This is a genomic window from Burkholderia sp. LS-044 (assembly GCF_004803625.1).
In the GTDB taxonomy this organism is placed as follows: domain Bacteria; phylum Pseudomonadota; class Gammaproteobacteria; order Burkholderiales; family Burkholderiaceae; genus Burkholderia; species Burkholderia cepacia.
Genome location: NZ_SSWO01000014.1, coordinates 103,021 through 116,836 on the forward strand (window position 1 = coordinate 103,021; position 13,816 = coordinate 116,836).

A 13,816-nucleotide genomic window follows, 5' to 3' on the forward strand; every position below is an offset into this window, starting at 1 on the left:
CGACATGTTTCCCTTGACCCGTATTGCCGTCGCGCTGTCCGGCGCGATCTCCGTGCTCTCCGCGTCAGCCGCATGCGCACAAGGCGTCGCGCCGACCGACGCGCCGACCGCATCGACGCTGCCCGCGATCAACGTCAACGCGACTCGCGCGGCGGACTCGCTGACGTCGAAATCGACCGTCGACCTGAAGCGCACGCTCGACCAGACGGTCGGCTCGGTGGGCTTCGTCGATGCCGACAGCTACCAGAACACCTACGCCTTCACGCTGCGCGACGTGCTGAAGGACGTGCCCGGCGTGTTCGTCGAGAACCGCTACGGCCAGGAGTTGCGCCTGTCGATCCGCGGCTCGGGGATTGCCCGCTCGTATCACACGCGCGGCCTCGAGATCCTGCAGGACGGCATCCCGACCAACCTCGCGGACGGCAGCGGCGACTACTACCAGATCGATCCGCTCGCGCTGCAGGCGGTGCAGGTCTACAAGGGCGGCAACGGCCTCGCGTACGGCGCATCGACCCTCGGCGGCGCGATCGACTTCATCACGCCGACCGCCCACACCGCCGACGCGCCGAACATCGTGCGCGTGGAAGGCGGCAGCTACGGCACGGTGCGCACGAGCGCGCAGATCTCGCGCGTGATCGGCCCGCTCGACTTCCTCGCGAACTTCAGCGTCAATCATTCGGACGGTTATCGCGATCACGCGAAGGGGCAATACGAGCAGTTCAATGCGAACGTCGGCTACCGGTTCAGCCCGGCCGTCGAAACGCGCTTCTACGTCGGCGTGTACGTCGTCGACCAGCTGCTGCCGGGCACGCTGTCGCTGTCCGACGCGCTGAACAATCCGACCAGGGCGGCGCCGAACGCGATATCGGGCGATCAGGCGCGCAACACGCGCACCGAGCGGATCGCCAATCGCACGACGGTGAAGCTCGATTCGGGCGAACTGCAATTCGACACGTGGGCGATTCACAAGAGCCTCTATCACCCGATCTTCCAGGCGCTCGACCAGGACGGCTGGACCTACGGTTTCGCGCCGCGCTACACCGGCCGCCTGACGCTCGGCGGGATGCGCAACGACCTGATCGTCGGCGCGCGCTTCTTCGGCGGCCGCACGCAGGCGAACCAGTACGTGAACGTCAACGGCAACAAGGGCGCGCAGACGCTCGACTCGACGCAGACGGCGCTCAACTATGAAGCGTACGTCGAGAACCGGCTGTTCTTCATGCCGACCGTCGCGCTGATGACCGGCGTGAAGGCGCTGCACTCGGTGCGCGAGTACATCGACAACGGCGGGCTGCCGCGCGACCCGAACTACCGGTCGACGAACGCGAGCTACAGCGGCGTCAATCCGAAGCTCGGGCTGCTGTGGCAGCCGGACGCGAACACCCAGGCCTACGTCGACATCACGCGCAGCCAGGACGTGCCCGACTTCACCGACCTCACGCAGACCTTCTCGAACACGACGCGCTTCACGCCGCTCGCGGCGCAGCACGCATGGACGATCGAGTTCGGCACGCGCGGCTCGCGCGAGCGCGTGAGCTGGGACGTGACCGCCTATCGCTCGCTCGTGCGCGACCAGTTGCTGCAGTACACGACGAACCCGGACGTGCCGGCGGCGACGTTCAACGCGAACAAGACGGTGCTGCAGGGGATCGAGGCCGGTGCGTCGGTCGAACTGTTGCGCAACGTCACCGGCCGCGGCGTGGGCGACAAGGTCACGCTGTCCGGCATCTGGAACCTGAACGACTTCCGCTTCAAGAACGACCCGCAGTACGGCAACAACCGGATCGCGGGCGTGCCGCTGAACGTGCTGCGCGCGACGCTGGGTTACACGCGCCCGAGCGGCTTCCACATCGCGGCCACGCTCGATTGGGTGCCGTCGGGCGCGTGGGCCGACGATGCGAACACGTTGCGCGTGCCGAGCTACGCGCTGCTCGGGCTGCAGGCCGGCTACGACTTCCGCAACGGACTGTCGCTGTTCGTCGACGCGCGCAACCTGACCAACAAGCGCTACGTCAGCGACGTCAGCACCGTCGCGGATGCCCGCACCGCGAATACCGCGATCTTCTATCCGGGCGAAGGACGCAGCGTGTTCGCCGGCATGCGGTACGCGTTCTGATGCGCCGCCTGCCGCATGGCTCGTTACACAGATTCAAAGGAAACCGAAACATGAAGTTCAGTTCGATGCTGCCCGCCGCCTTGCTCGCGGCCTTCGCGCCGGCCGGGCAGGCCCAGGAAAGCGACGCCGCGAACATCGGCGCCACGCTTGCGCCGATTCGCGTCAACGCGCAGAAGGCAACGCCGCTCACGCGACCGCTCGACACCGGCAGCCGTCTCGGCCTGTCGTCGCTCGAAACGCCCGCGAGCGTCGAACAGATCGATCGCAAGACGCTCGACACGCGCGGCGACAGTTCGATCGTTGACGCCGTGAGCCGCGCCGCCGGCATCAGCGCATCGCCGCATCCCGGCAACGGCGGCTCGGAGCTCGGCGCGCGCGGCTTCGTCGGCGCGTCGTCGGTCACGCAGCTCTATGACGGCGTGCGCCCGTACGGCGCGATCGGCATCACCTTTCCGTTCGATACGTGGTCGGTCGACCATATCGACGTGCTGCGCGGCCCGGCTTCGGTGATCTACGGCGAAGGGGCGATCGGCGGTGTCGTCAACATCGTCCCGAAGAAGCCGACGCGCGGCCCGATCCGCAACGAGCTGCAGGCGGGCGGCGGCACCGAGGGCACGGCGCGGGTCGCGTTCGGCAGCGGCGGCGCGATCAACGACAAGCTGTCGTACCGCTTCGACATCAGCGGCAACCGTTCGTCGAACTGGGTGGACCGCGGCAACTCCCGCAACCTGTCGATCTCCGGTGCGCTGCGCTACGACGTGACGTCCGACCTGTACGTGACGGCGTCGTATGCGCAGGGCTTCCAGCATCCGATGCAGTATTTCGGCGTGCCGCTCGTCAACGGCGCGCGCGATCGCGCGCTCGACAAGAAGAACTACAACGTCGGCGACAGCGACATCGCGTTCCACGACAGCTGGGCGACGGTATCGGCGAACTGGCAGCCGAGCGACAGCCTGAACGTGACGAGCACGCTGTACCGGATGAAGAGCAACCGTCACTGGAAGGATGCGGAGTACTACACGTACCTGCCGTCGACCGCGCAGGTCCGGCGCAGCAGCTACACGGAAATCTTCCACGACCAGGAGCAGTACGGGAACGTGACGGCGGCCACCGTGACCACCGCGCTGCTCGGCATGCGCAACACGTTCTCGACGGGTGTCGAGTTCAATCACACGACGTTCCAGCACGACAACAACGCGCCCTATTCGGGCACGTCGACGGTCGACCCGTTCAGCTTCGATCCGGGCAGCTTCATCAACACGGCCGGCACCTATCCGAAGTACCGCAGCCAGGCGAACCAGTACGCACTGTTCGCCGAGAACCGGCTGGCAATCACGCCGCGCTGGTCGGTGATCGGCGGGCTGCGTTACGACCACGCGAGCGTGAATCGCGACGATCTCGTGAACGGCGGCGCGTTCACGAAGGTGTTCGCGAACACGGGCTGGCGCATCGGCACCGTGTACGACGTGCAACCCGGCCTCGCCGTGTACGGCCAGTATTCGGTCGCGGCCGACCCGATCAGCTCGCTGCTGTCGCTGAATGCGTCGAAGGCGAACTTCACGCTCGCGACCGGCCGGCAGATCGAAATCGGCGTGAAGCAGTCGTTCCTGGACGGCAAGGCGGAATGGACGCTCGCGGCATACCGGATCGTCAAGAGCAATCTGCTGACGGCCGATCCGCTGAACCCGAACCAGTCGATCCAGGTCGGCCGGCAGTCGTCGCGCGGGCTCGAGGCGACGGTCGGCGCGGAGATCGCGAAGGACTGGCGCGTCGACGCGAACGTGTCGATCCTGCGCGCGAAATACGACGACTTCCAGCAGACGTCCGGCGGCACGACGGTCTCGCGCGCGGGCAACGTGCCGGTGTCGGTGCCGCAGCGGCTCGCGAACCTGTGGGTGAGCTGGCGCTTCGCGCCGGACTGGACGGGCATCGCGGGCGTCAAGTACGTCGGCAAGCGCTTCGCCGATACCGCGAACCAGCTCGTGATGCCGTCGTACACCACCGTCGACCTCGGACTCGCGTGGAAGCCGCGCAAGGACACGACGATCACGGCGCGCGCGTACAACGTGTTCAATCGCCGCTTCGTGCAGTCCGCGTACTACAACGAGACGCAGTACCTGCTCGGCAACGACCGGCGGCTCGAAGTGCTCGCGAACTACCGGTTCTGACGCGGCGCGCGTGCCGCCGGCACAGGCACGGCGGCGCACATCACCGCGTGCCTGCCGCGCGCCCCGCCATCCACTTGCGGTAGCGCCGCGTCTGGCACTGCGCGGCCAGTTGCTGCCTGACCAGCGCACGCAGCGGCGACACCTGCGGGTGCGTGCGCCGGCCTTCGCTGAGCCGCGTCAGCTGGAACTTGACGACGGCCATGTTGGCCAGCGCACCCAGTGCCTTGTTCTTCCACCGGATCGGCTGCAGCACCGGCGCGCTGTCCTTGCCGGCCCGCCAGTCGCGCGGCAGGTTCGGGTCGATCGACAAAGCGGTCGCGATGCCGACCATCGCCACGCCGCTGTCCACCACCTGCTCGGCCACCGCGCGGCGCCGGATGCCGCCCGTGACCATCAGCGGCATCTGCGCGACCGCCGTGATGTCGCGCGCGAATTCGAGGAAATACGCTTCGCGGGCCAACGTGCGCCCGTCGCGCGCCTCGCCCTGCATCGCCGGCACTTCATAGCTGCCGCCCGACAGTTCGACGAGATCGACACCCAGTGGATTCAGCAGTTCGACCACGCGCTTCGCATCGTCGGCGCTGAAGCCGCCGCGCTGGAAATCGGCCGAGTTCAGCTTGACCGCGACCGCAAATTCCGGCGGCACCGTCGCACGCACGTCCCGCACGATATCGAGCAGCAGGCGTGCGCGATTCTCGATGCTGCCGCCCCACCGGTCCTGCCGGCGATTCGTCAGCGGCGACAGGAACTGGCTCAGCAGATAGCCGTGCGCCGCGTGAATCTCCACGCCGGTGAAGCCGCTCTGCTGCGCAAGCTGCGCGGCGCGCACGAAGCGCCGCTGCACATCGGCGATATCGGCTTGCGTCATCTCCTTCGGCACCGGGAACTGCTTCGACAGCGCACCGAGCTCGAGCGGTATGGCCGACGGCGCGAGCGTCGTCTGGCCGAGCGCCGCCTGCATCTGGCGCCCCGGGTGATTGATCTGCATCCATGCGTGCGCGCCGCCCGAGCGCGCCACCTCCGCCCAGCGACGGAAGCGGCCGAGATGCGCGTCGCTCTCGAGCACAACCCCGTTCGGCCCCGTCATCGCGCGGCCGTCCACCATCACGTTGCCGGTCAGGATCAGGCCGACCTCGCCGTCGGCCCACGCCTGGTACAGGCGCAGCAATGCGTCGGATGGCGCGTGGTTCGCATCGGCCATGTTCTCTTCCATCGCGGCCTTGGCCAGACGGTTCGGAATCACCGCCCCGTTGGGCAGTGTCAGCGGCGTAAACAGGTTCATGGAGGGCACCCTCGATTGACGATGCCCAACGATAACTTTAAAGTCAACTTCAAGGTCAAGCCCCCTCGGAGCACCGCATGAAAATCGGCGAACTGGCACGCGCCAGCGGCATCGCGGCGTCGCGCATCCGCTTCTACGAAGCGAGCGGCCTGCTCGAACCGGCCCGACGCCAGGCAAACGGTTATCGGGAATACGGGTCGGAAGCGTTGACGCGGCTCGCGATCATCGACCGCGCGCAGCGCGCGGGTTTTGCGCTCGACGAAATCCGCGCGCTGCTGCCGCCCGATCTCGGCGCGTGGCCGCGCGACGAACTGCTCGTCGCGCTGCGCCACAAGGTCGACGAAATCGTGCTGCTCGAACAGCGTCTCGCGCAGAACCGGCAACATCTAGAGACACTGATCGACGAGATCGAGAACAAGCCGGCGGGCGAGGATTGCGCGGGCACCGCGCAACGGATGCTCGACCGGCTGTGCGCGCAGGCCGACGCACCGCCGGCGCCCGCGTCCGTGCCGGTCCCGAGGCCGACGCGCAAGCGCGCATGACCGGTTACACTGCGCCCCCCCCGACGAACAATCAACCCGCGCTGCGGCGAGACGAGTCGGCGCGTGTGCGCCGGCTTTCGCGGCGCGACCTCCAGACCCGATCCGCATGACGATCTCCCGCATCACCGGATTCCTCGTCGCCGCGCTGCTGACGTTCGGCATCGGCGGCACCTACGCCGCGACGTGCGGCGACACGCCTTCTTCGATCCGTTGCCCGGATACAGCCGATCTTCCGGACGACATCGTCGCGCAGCTTCCCGCCGGCTACGAAGCGCTGGATGCCGCGTCGGGGCGCCTGACCGACAGCCCCCGCATCGGCTATGTCGTCGTCGCGCACCAGCCCGACGATTCGATGCGCAACGCATCGCTGCGTCCGCTGATGATCTTCCTGCCGGGCAAGGACGGGCACTACCGGCTCGCGGCGCGCAACGACACCGTGATCATGAAAGCCGACGAAGGCGGGATGGGCGACCCGTATCTCGATGGCGTTGCCGAGAACGCGCTCACGATCGAACCCCGCACCTTCACGGTCGAACAGGGCGTATTCGCGGGGCCGAGCCACTGGCGCGACCGCGTGACGTTTCGCTACGACGCCGCGCACCGCACGTGGGTGTTCCATCGCGAAGTCATGCGGAACTGGCGGCTCAACGACGACCCGAACGGCGATGCGCTGAAAGCCGACCCGGTGCGCGTCACGCGCGCCGATGCGGCTAAAGCCGTCACGTTCGAAGCGTGGCGGCCGGGTTACTGGTGCGATTCGGCCGAGCGGCGCGGAACCGATCCGGCATGCGGCAAGCAGCATTGATGGCTGCGTTGCCGCGCGGCTGACGATACGTGCGTGCTTGCTTGCGGGCAAGCGATATGCGTGGATGCTGCCGCACCACACGGGCGGCGTGTCTGCCGGCACGCGCCATCGTAAGCGGCCGTGCGGATTTCCTTACGTCGCAGGTAATCGACGCGCGCCGCCCGCGCCGCGACCATGGCTCCATCGACTCACCTCACGCCACGGAGCCCGCCATGACCGCCTACGCCATCGCCCACCTGCACGACGTCGAGATGTGCGACGACATCGTCGAGTACCTCGAGCGCATCGACGGCACGCTCGCGCCGTATGACGGCCATTTCGTGATTCACGGCGCACGGCCGGAGATACGCGAAGGCGTGTGGCGCGGCGACCTGGTCGCGATCGCGTTCCCCGATCTCGCCACCGCGCGTGCATGGTACGAATCGGATGCGTACCGCCAGATCCAGCCGCTGCGCGCACGTCACGCGAGCGGCCCGTTGATCCTGATCGACGGCGTCGACGCGCGGCACCGCGCGACCGACATCCTGCGCTGAACCGCGACCGCAGCGACGCCGGCGGCACTTACGACGCGTTGCGCTCCATCGGCTCGCCGACGACGAACCCGCCGCCCTGGAAACGCTGGGCGGGATCGTCGTAGTCGGCGGTCGGCGCCGCCACCGGGAACAACCCGGCGAACTGCTCCGAACTGTCGCGCGGGCGGAAGCCGAGGAAGCCGGCCTTCGTGTTGTCCCACCACTTCACCGGGTTGTCCGACGCGCCGTACACGATCGCATGCCCGACGCGGTTCGTCAGCAGCGAGCAGCGCACGAGCTCGATGAAGTCGCGATAGCTGAGGAACGTCACCAGCATGCGCGGATTCTTCGGTACTTCGAACGACGAGCCGATCCGCAGGCATACCGTCTCGATCCCGAAGCGGTCGAAGTAATAGCGCGACAGCGATTCGCCGAAGCACTTCGTCACGCCATACAGGCTGTCGGGGCGCAGCGGCGAATCGGCATCGAGCACTTCCGTGACCGGATGGAAACCGATCGCATGGTTCGAGCTCGCGAACACGACGCGCTTCACGCCATGCTTGCGCGCAGCTTCGTACAGGTTGTACGTGCCGGTGATGTTCGCACCGACGAGATCGTCGAACGGCGCATCGACCGAAATGCCGCCGAGGTGGACGATCGCGTCCACGCCGTCGACGAGCTGCATCACGGCCGGGCGATCGGCCAGGTCGACGACGCGGGTTTCTTCATGCGCGGCCGCGTCGCCGAGCGTCGCGATGTCGCTGACGCGCACGACGTCGGCCCAGTCGGCGAGCGCGCCGCGCAACTGGCGGCCGAGGTTGCCGGCCGCGCCCGTCAGCAGCAGGCGCCCGAACGGTTTGCGCGCGCCGGTGGATGAGGCGTTCATCGAATCTCCTTGAATCTGACCTGAAATCTGACTGGATCGGAAAACGTTTTCCAACTATACGCGGGAGCGCAGCAGAACGTCAATGGCCGAACCCGCTCGCAGCCATCCGCACTTTCCCGATATCGGCGCGTGGCCGCACGGCCCCGTTTTCTGCCACAATCCGGCGTTATCGAACGAAAACGTTACCCTCCGCATGAAAAAAGTTTCCCCGACGATCCGCGACGTGGCGGCGGAAGCCGGCGTGTCGGTCGCGACGGTATCGAAGTACGTGAACGGCACGCAGCGCTTTTCGCCGACCGTCGAAGCCCGGCTCAAGGAGGCGATCGACCGGCTCGGCTACCGTTCGAACCCGCTCGCGCGCTCGATGATCACCGGCCGCACGCGCACCATCGGCCTCGTGATCCTCGACATCAGCAACCCGCACTTCACGAACGTGGTGAAGGGAGCGAACCGCGTCGCGCTGCAGCACGACTACACGCTGCTGCTCGTCGATACCGAGGAGAGCCAGGCACGCGAACGCTCGCTGATCGAGGCGCTCGCGCAGCGCGTCGACGGGCTGATCGTCAGCACGCGGATGCCCGACGACGAAGCCGGCTGGATGCTCGACCTCAACAAGCCGCTCGTGCTGCTGCGCCGCAGCCCCGGCCTGCCGATTCCGAGCGTCGGCATCGACAATCGGCTGTCGACCTACATGCTCGCGCGCCATCTGCTCAATCTCGGCCACACGCGCATCGCGTATCTCGGCTTCGGCACCGCGCGCGTGAACGACGAGCGGATCCAGGGCGCGCGCGACTGCCTCGCCGAAGCCGGGCTCACGCTCGACGTGCACGATGCGCATGCGCCGACCGCCGAGGCCGGCGAGCGCGCGTGTTCGCGCGTGATGCTCGGGCCGCAGCGTCCGCAAGCCGTGATCTGCTACAACGACCTGATCGCGCTCGGCTTCATGAAGGAAGCCGCGTCGCTCGGCTTCCGGCTGCCGCAGGACGTGTCGGTCGCAGGCATCGACAACGTGCCGTACGGCGAATACGCGGCGCCCGCGCTGACGACCGTCGACATCCAGAGCGAGAACATGGGTGAGCTCGCGATGCAGAAGCTGATCGACGCGCTCGCGGGGCGCACCGACGCGAGTTATTCGACGTTCGAGCCGCGGCTGATCATGCGCGCGTCGACGGCCGCGGCCGGTTGAGCGCCCTGCCCCGCGCCTCCAAAAGAAAACGCGCCGCCCAAGGGCGGCGCGTTCGTTTGCGGACATGCGATGAAGTGACTACGTGATGACGTGATGACGTGATGACGTGACTACGCGATCACCCCGTCACGCGTCGAGTTGCGCCGGCTTCATCTTCGGCGTGAGCATGTGCATCACGGCCAGCGCGAGCAGGTAGGCCGACGCACCGATCGCGAACAGCACCCAGTAGTGGCCCGTGCGCTGCAGCACCTGGCCGATCACTTCCGAGAACAGCACGCCGCCGATCGAACCGGCCATCCCGCCGATCCCGACCACCGATGCAACCGCGCGGCGCGGAAACAGGTCGGACGCCGTCGTGAACAGGTTCGCCGACCAGCCCTGGTGCGCGGCGGCGGCGAGGCCGACGATCAGCACCGCGACCCACAGGCTCTGCACCTGCGACACGAACGCGATCGGCAACACGCAGCACGCGCAGATCAGCATCGCCGTCTTGCGCGCGCGGTTCACGCTCCAGCCCGCGCGCAGCAGCATCGACGACAGCCAGCCGCCGCCGATGCTGCCGACCGTCGTCAACGCATAGATGCAGACGAGCGGCAGGCCGATGTGCTGCATGTCCATCCCGCGCGATTCGTTGAGCCACTTCGGCAGCCAGAACAGGTAGAACCACCACACCGGGTCGGTCAGGAACTTGCCGATCAGGAACGCCCACGTTTCGCGCTTGCGGATCAGTTCGCCCCAGCGCGGCGCGCCGGCGTTCGCGTTCGCCGCGTCGAGCGCTTCCGCTTCGTCGCGCGGCTCGTCGTATTCCGCGGCGAGCGCGCGCGTATCGGCCTGGCGATAGAGCACGAGCCACACCGCGAGCCACACGATGCCGATCGCGCCGATGATTACGAACGCCGCACGCCAGCCGTAGGCCACCGCGATGGCCGGGATGATCGCCGGCGCGAACACCGCGCCGATGTTCGCGCCCGAGTTGAAGATGCCGGTGGCGAGCGCACGTTCGCGGCGCGGAAACCATTCGGCCGTCGTCTTGATCGCGGCCGGGAAGTTGCCGCCCTCGCCGATCCCGAGCAACGCACGCACGAACGCGAAGCCCATGACCGAGCCGACCGCCGCGTGCAGCATCGCGGCGATGCTCCACACCAGCATCGCGACCGCGTACGAGACGCGTGTGCCGAGCCAGTCGACGATCCGACCGAAGCCGAGCAGGCCGAGGGCATAGAACGCGGAAAACGCCATCACGATGCGACCGTACTGCACCTGGGTCCAGCCGATGTCGTGCTGGAGCATCGGTGCGAGCAGGCCGAGGATCTGCCGGTCCATGTAGTTGATCACGGTCGCGAAAAACAGCAGCGCACAGACGGTCCAGCGGTAGCGGCTGGCGGCCGCGCGCACGGCGCCGACGACGGCAGATTGCATGAATGTCTCCGATGCGCGGCCGCGCCCGTCGCGCCGCACAGTATTCGTTGACCGGCGACCGGCGCCGGGGCGGACGGCGGCACGCTGTCGCGCACGGCCGAATCCGCCGATCAATCTGGAAAACGTTTTTCAAAGGATAGGTCGTCAGCCGGCGCCCTGTCAGTCGGGGATTTCGATGAGTCATCTCAAATTGGTCGCGGCAAAAGAGACGACTGTTTTGCAATGTGGCATTAACCGTTTTTCCCGGATTTTCCCGCCATCAGGGTGAGCGCACGGTCACGGATGCACATGTCCGAATCCGGCCAGGATCGGGGCCGGGATGGTTTACAGTCGCCCCATGCGCGTCGATTCCCCTCGCCTGCCGCGACGCCGCGCAGCACAACCCCAACCGTGAGCCACATGAAACGCCCTGCCATCGCTTTTGCTCTCGTCGCCGGATGCCTGGCGGGCTGCGCCACGCACGATCTCGCCCCCGCGTCGGGAGAAGAAAGTGCCGAACCGCCGCCGCGCCGCATGCGGCGCGCCGGGCGCCGTGGCGCGCGTCTGCCGCACGTGCGGCCCCTTCACGGAGAGATGTTGCGATGACTCCCGCTCACCTGATTCCGAGCCCGCTGGGCGACATCGCGGTACGTATCGAGGACGATGCGCTGACGGGCCTCTACTTCGTCGGCCAGAAATACTTCCCGCCGGTTGCGATCGTGACCGGAGCGGACGCGCTCGCGACGCCACCGATCGCGCGCAAGGTCGCGGATGAAATCGCCGAGTATTTCACCGGCACGCGCGAAACGTTCTCGGTGCCGATTCAACTGCGCGGCACCGCGTTTCAGCGGCGTGTATGGAAGGAACTGCTCGCGATTCCGTTCGGCGAACTCGTGACGTATGGCGACATCACCGAGCGCGTCGGGTTGCCGATGAGCGGCGCGCGCGCCGTGGGCGGCGCGGTCGGGCGGAACCCGGTGTCGATCATGGTGCCGTGCCATCGCGTGGTCGGCGCATCGGGCAGCCTGACCGGTTATGCGGGCGGCATCGACCGCAAGCGTGCGCTGCTGTCGCTCGAAGGCGCGGGGTTCGAGCGCGGCGCCCGCCATCCGGCGCAGCAGGCGCTCGCGTTCTGAGTAAGGGCGGCCAGCCGCGTCACGCGCTCAGCACGGGCCGGCGCGCTTCACGCTTCGCATACGCGCCGGGCGTCACGCGGAATTTCGCCTGGAACAGCGCGATGAACGACGACGTCGAGTCGTAGCCCAGTTGCGCGGCCACCGCGCCGATCGGCTCGCCCGCATCGAGCAGCGGCAGCGACGCCAGCAGCCGCACCGCCTGCCGCCATTCGGTGAACGACAGCCCCGTGTCCTGCCGGAACAGCCGCGACAGCGTCCGTCGCGTCGCACCGACCTGATGCCCCCATTCGTCGAGATTGCGCGTATCGCCCGGATACGCATGCAACGCACGCGCGATTTTCAGCAGACGCGGATCGCGCGGCAGCGGCACCGTCAGCGGCGCCGCCCGCATCCGTGCGATCCGGTCGGCGATCAGGCAGACGAGCGCGCCGTCCGGCCCCGCTTCGTCGTAATTCACCGGCAATTCGGCCGTGGCGATCACCAGCTCTCGCAGCAGCGGCGTCATGCAGAGGATCGCGCAATCGTCGTGCACGTCGTCGCGCGCGATCGCCGCATCGAGATACAGGCTGTGGAACGCGACACAATCGCGCGTCGACACCGCGTGCGGCACGTGCGGCGGTATCCACATCGCATAGTGCGGCGGCAACAGCTGCCGGCCCGACGGCGTCGACACCTCGAGCACGCCGCTCGTCGCATACATCAGCTGCGCCCACGGATGACTGTGCGCGTCGACGCTCGCGTTGCCGGGAATCTCGAACGCACGCACATACAGCGGCCTCGGCAGGCGCGCCATCGGCGGCACCGCGTAAGGGTCACCCGATTGTCCCGCCAGCAACATAAGACGTCCTCCGAAGGTCATTGCACGAACGAGCGCGATGCTAACGTGGCGGCTCTTCTTTCACACGGCTTCAGCCCATGAGCGCTCATACCCGCACCACCCGCAAGACCGTCACCGCGATCCGTTCGACCAAGGGCGTCGGCAGCCTCGTCTCGCTGACCGCCTACTCCGCGCCGATGGCGAAACTCGTCGACGAAGTGGCCGACGTGATCATCGTCGGCGACTCCGTCGGCATGGTGCTGTACGGGATGCCCGATACGCTGCGCGTCACGCTCGACATGATGATTGCACATGGCGCGGCCGTCGTACGCGGCGCCGCGCAGGCGTGCGTCGTCGTCGACCTGCCGTTCTCGACTTATCAGGAATCGCCTGCGCAAGCGTATCGCTCCGCCGCGCGCCTGCTCGCCGAAACCGGTGCGCAGGCCGTGAAGCTCGAGGGCGGCAGCGAGATGGCCGACACGATCCGCTTCCTGACCGAGCGCGGCATCCCGGTGATGGCGCACGTCGGCCTCATGCCGCAGCAGGCCAACGCGACGGGCGGCTTCCGCGCGCAGGGGATGGACCCGCGCTCGGCCGCGCAGGTGTTCGACGCCGCGTGCTCGGCCGAACGGGCCGGCGCGTTCGGCGTCGTCATCGAAGGCACCGCCGAAGCGCTCGCGCGCCACCTGACCGAAACGCTGACGATCCCGACGATCGGCATCGGCGCATCGCCGGCGTGCGACGGACAGGTGCTCGTAACCGAGGACATGATCGGCGCTTTCGATGCGTACACGCCGCGCTTCGTGAAGCGTTACGCCGATGCGAACGCCGTGATGCGCGACGCGATCCGCCAGTATGCGCACGACGTGCGGCAGCACGTGTTCCCGGAGCCCGCGCATTGCTTCGGGTATGGCAAGCCGCTGCAGCTGATCGAAACGGCCGGCGCGGCCGCGTAATCGCATCGCCGG

Annotated in this window: 12 protein-coding genes; 8 read left to right on the top strand and 4 right to left on the bottom strand. The window is 67.6% G+C overall.

Annotated features, from left to right (window positions below):
• Positions 1–4: 4 nt before the first annotated feature.
• A complete protein-coding gene (locus tag E9536_RS29825; protein WP_136471756.1) occupies positions 5–2,116 on the top strand; it encodes a TonB-dependent receptor in 2,112 nt (703 codons plus the stop codon).
• Positions 2,117–2,166: 50 nt separating this feature from the next.
• Positions 2,167–4,284, top strand: coding sequence for a TonB-dependent receptor (locus E9536_RS29830; RefSeq protein ID WP_136471758.1), 2,118 nt, complete (start codon positions 2,167–2,169; stop codon positions 4,282–4,284).
• Positions 4,285–4,324: 40 nt separating this feature from the next.
• On the opposite strand, the gene E9536_RS29835 is transcribed toward E9536_RS29830, so the two are convergent.
• Positions 4,325–5,566 (bottom strand): NADH:flavin oxidoreductase/NADH oxidase family protein, encoded by a 1,242-nt coding sequence (locus tag E9536_RS29835; RefSeq protein WP_136471760.1) that lies wholly within the window; start codon positions 5,564–5,566, stop codon positions 4,325–4,327.
• A gap of 77 nt (positions 5,567–5,643) precedes the next feature.
• On the opposite strand from E9536_RS29835, the gene E9536_RS29840 reads away from it, so the two are divergent.
• The 3 genes from E9536_RS29840 to E9536_RS29850 all read left to right on the top strand — a co-directional run bounded on the left by E9536_RS29840 (position 5,644) and on the right by E9536_RS29850 (position 7,446).
• Positions 5,644–6,108, top strand: a complete 465-nt coding sequence (locus tag E9536_RS29840; RefSeq protein ID WP_060171540.1) for a MerR family transcriptional regulator — start codon at positions 5,644–5,646, stop codon at positions 6,106–6,108.
• 106 nt (positions 6,109–6,214) lie between these two features.
• Positions 6,215–6,913 carry a hypothetical protein gene (locus E9536_RS29845; RefSeq protein WP_136471762.1) on the top strand — a complete coding sequence of 233 codons (699 nt, stop codon included), beginning with the start codon at positions 6,215–6,217 and terminating at the stop codon, positions 6,911–6,913.
• Between the two features lie 212 nt (positions 6,914–7,125).
• Positions 7,126–7,446, top strand: a complete 321-nt coding sequence (locus E9536_RS29850) for a DUF1330 domain-containing protein (RefSeq protein WP_027789780.1) — start codon at positions 7,126–7,128, stop codon at positions 7,444–7,446.
• Positions 7,447–7,474: 28 nt separating this feature from the next.
• On the opposite strand, the gene E9536_RS29855 is transcribed toward E9536_RS29850, so the two are convergent.
• Positions 7,475–8,311, bottom strand: coding sequence for an NAD(P)-dependent oxidoreductase (locus tag E9536_RS29855; RefSeq protein ID WP_021160051.1), 837 nt, complete (start codon positions 8,309–8,311; stop codon positions 7,475–7,477).
• 82 nt (positions 8,312–8,393) lie between these two features.
• Here E9536_RS29855 and E9536_RS29860 point away from each other — a divergent pair, with 82 nt between their 5' ends.
• The gene (locus tag E9536_RS29860) at positions 8,394–9,497 is read left to right on the top strand and encodes a LacI family DNA-binding transcriptional regulator (RefSeq protein WP_027789782.1); all 1,104 of its coding nucleotides are present in this window, start codon (positions 8,394–8,396) and stop codon (positions 9,495–9,497) included.
• Positions 9,498–9,623: 126 nt separating this feature from the next.
• Here E9536_RS29860 and E9536_RS29865 read toward each other — a convergent pair whose 3' ends face one another.
• The gene (locus E9536_RS29865) at positions 9,624–10,916 is read right to left on the bottom strand and encodes an MFS transporter (protein ID WP_059589565.1); all 1,293 of its coding nucleotides are present in this window, start codon (positions 10,914–10,916) and stop codon (positions 9,624–9,626) included.
• Between the two features lie 581 nt (positions 10,917–11,497).
• Here E9536_RS29865 and E9536_RS29870 point away from each other — a divergent pair.
• Positions 11,498–12,031: a methylated-DNA--[protein]-cysteine S-methyltransferase gene (locus tag E9536_RS29870; RefSeq protein ID WP_124534797.1), complete on the top strand. Its 534-nt coding sequence runs from the start codon at positions 11,498–11,500 to the stop codon at positions 12,029–12,031.
• Positions 12,032–12,050: 19 nt separating this feature from the next.
• Here the strand turns inward: E9536_RS29870 and E9536_RS29875 are convergent, their stop codons facing one another.
• Positions 12,051–12,869: a helix-turn-helix transcriptional regulator gene (locus E9536_RS29875; RefSeq protein WP_060085686.1), complete on the bottom strand. Its 819-nt coding sequence runs from the start codon at positions 12,867–12,869 to the stop codon at positions 12,051–12,053.
• A 77-nt stretch (positions 12,870–12,946) separates the two neighbouring features.
• Between E9536_RS29875 and panB the strand changes: the two genes are divergently transcribed.
• Positions 12,947–13,804 carry a 3-methyl-2-oxobutanoate hydroxymethyltransferase gene (panB, locus tag E9536_RS29880; protein ID WP_124672653.1) on the top strand — a complete coding sequence of 286 codons (858 nt, stop codon included), beginning with the start codon at positions 12,947–12,949 and terminating at the stop codon, positions 13,802–13,804.
• Positions 13,805–13,816: the final 12 nt, after the last annotated feature.

Bases quoted from the DNA above. Each gene is read 5' to 3' on its own strand.
- E9536_RS29850 (WP_027789780.1), top strand. From the start codon at position 7,126: ATGACCGCCTACGCCATCGCCCACCTGCACGACGTCGAGATGTGCGAC.
- E9536_RS29840 (WP_060171540.1), top strand. From the start codon at position 5,644: ATGAAAATCGGCGAACTGGCACGCGCCAGCGGCATCGCGGCGTCGCGC.
- E9536_RS29845 (WP_136471762.1), top strand. From the start codon at position 6,215: ATGACGATCTCCCGCATCACCGGATTCCTCGTCGCCGCGCTGCTGACG.
- panB (WP_124672653.1), top strand. From the start codon at position 12,947: ATGAGCGCTCATACCCGCACCACCCGCAAGACCGTCACCGCGATCCGT.
- E9536_RS29825 (WP_136471756.1), top strand. From the start codon at position 5: ATGTTTCCCTTGACCCGTATTGCCGTCGCGCTGTCCGGCGCGATCTCC.
- E9536_RS29855 (WP_021160051.1), bottom strand. From the start codon at position 8,311: ATGAACGCCTCATCCACCGGCGCGCGCAAACCGTTCGGGCGCCTGCTG.
- E9536_RS29875 (WP_060085686.1), bottom strand. From the start codon at position 12,869: ATGTTGCTGGCGGGACAATCGGGTGACCCTTACGCGGTGCCGCCGATG.
- E9536_RS29860 (WP_027789782.1), top strand. From the start codon at position 8,394: ATGGCCGAACCCGCTCGCAGCCATCCGCACTTTCCCGATATCGGCGCG.
- E9536_RS29830 (WP_136471758.1), top strand. From the start codon at position 2,167: ATGAAGTTCAGTTCGATGCTGCCCGCCGCCTTGCTCGCGGCCTTCGCG.
- E9536_RS29835 (WP_136471760.1), bottom strand. From the start codon at position 5,566: ATGAACCTGTTTACGCCGCTGACACTGCCCAACGGGGCGGTGATTCCG.
- E9536_RS29870 (WP_124534797.1), top strand. From the start codon at position 11,498: ATGACTCCCGCTCACCTGATTCCGAGCCCGCTGGGCGACATCGCGGTA.
- E9536_RS29865 (WP_059589565.1), bottom strand. From the start codon at position 10,916: ATGCAATCTGCCGTCGTCGGCGCCGTGCGCGCGGCCGCCAGCCGCTAC.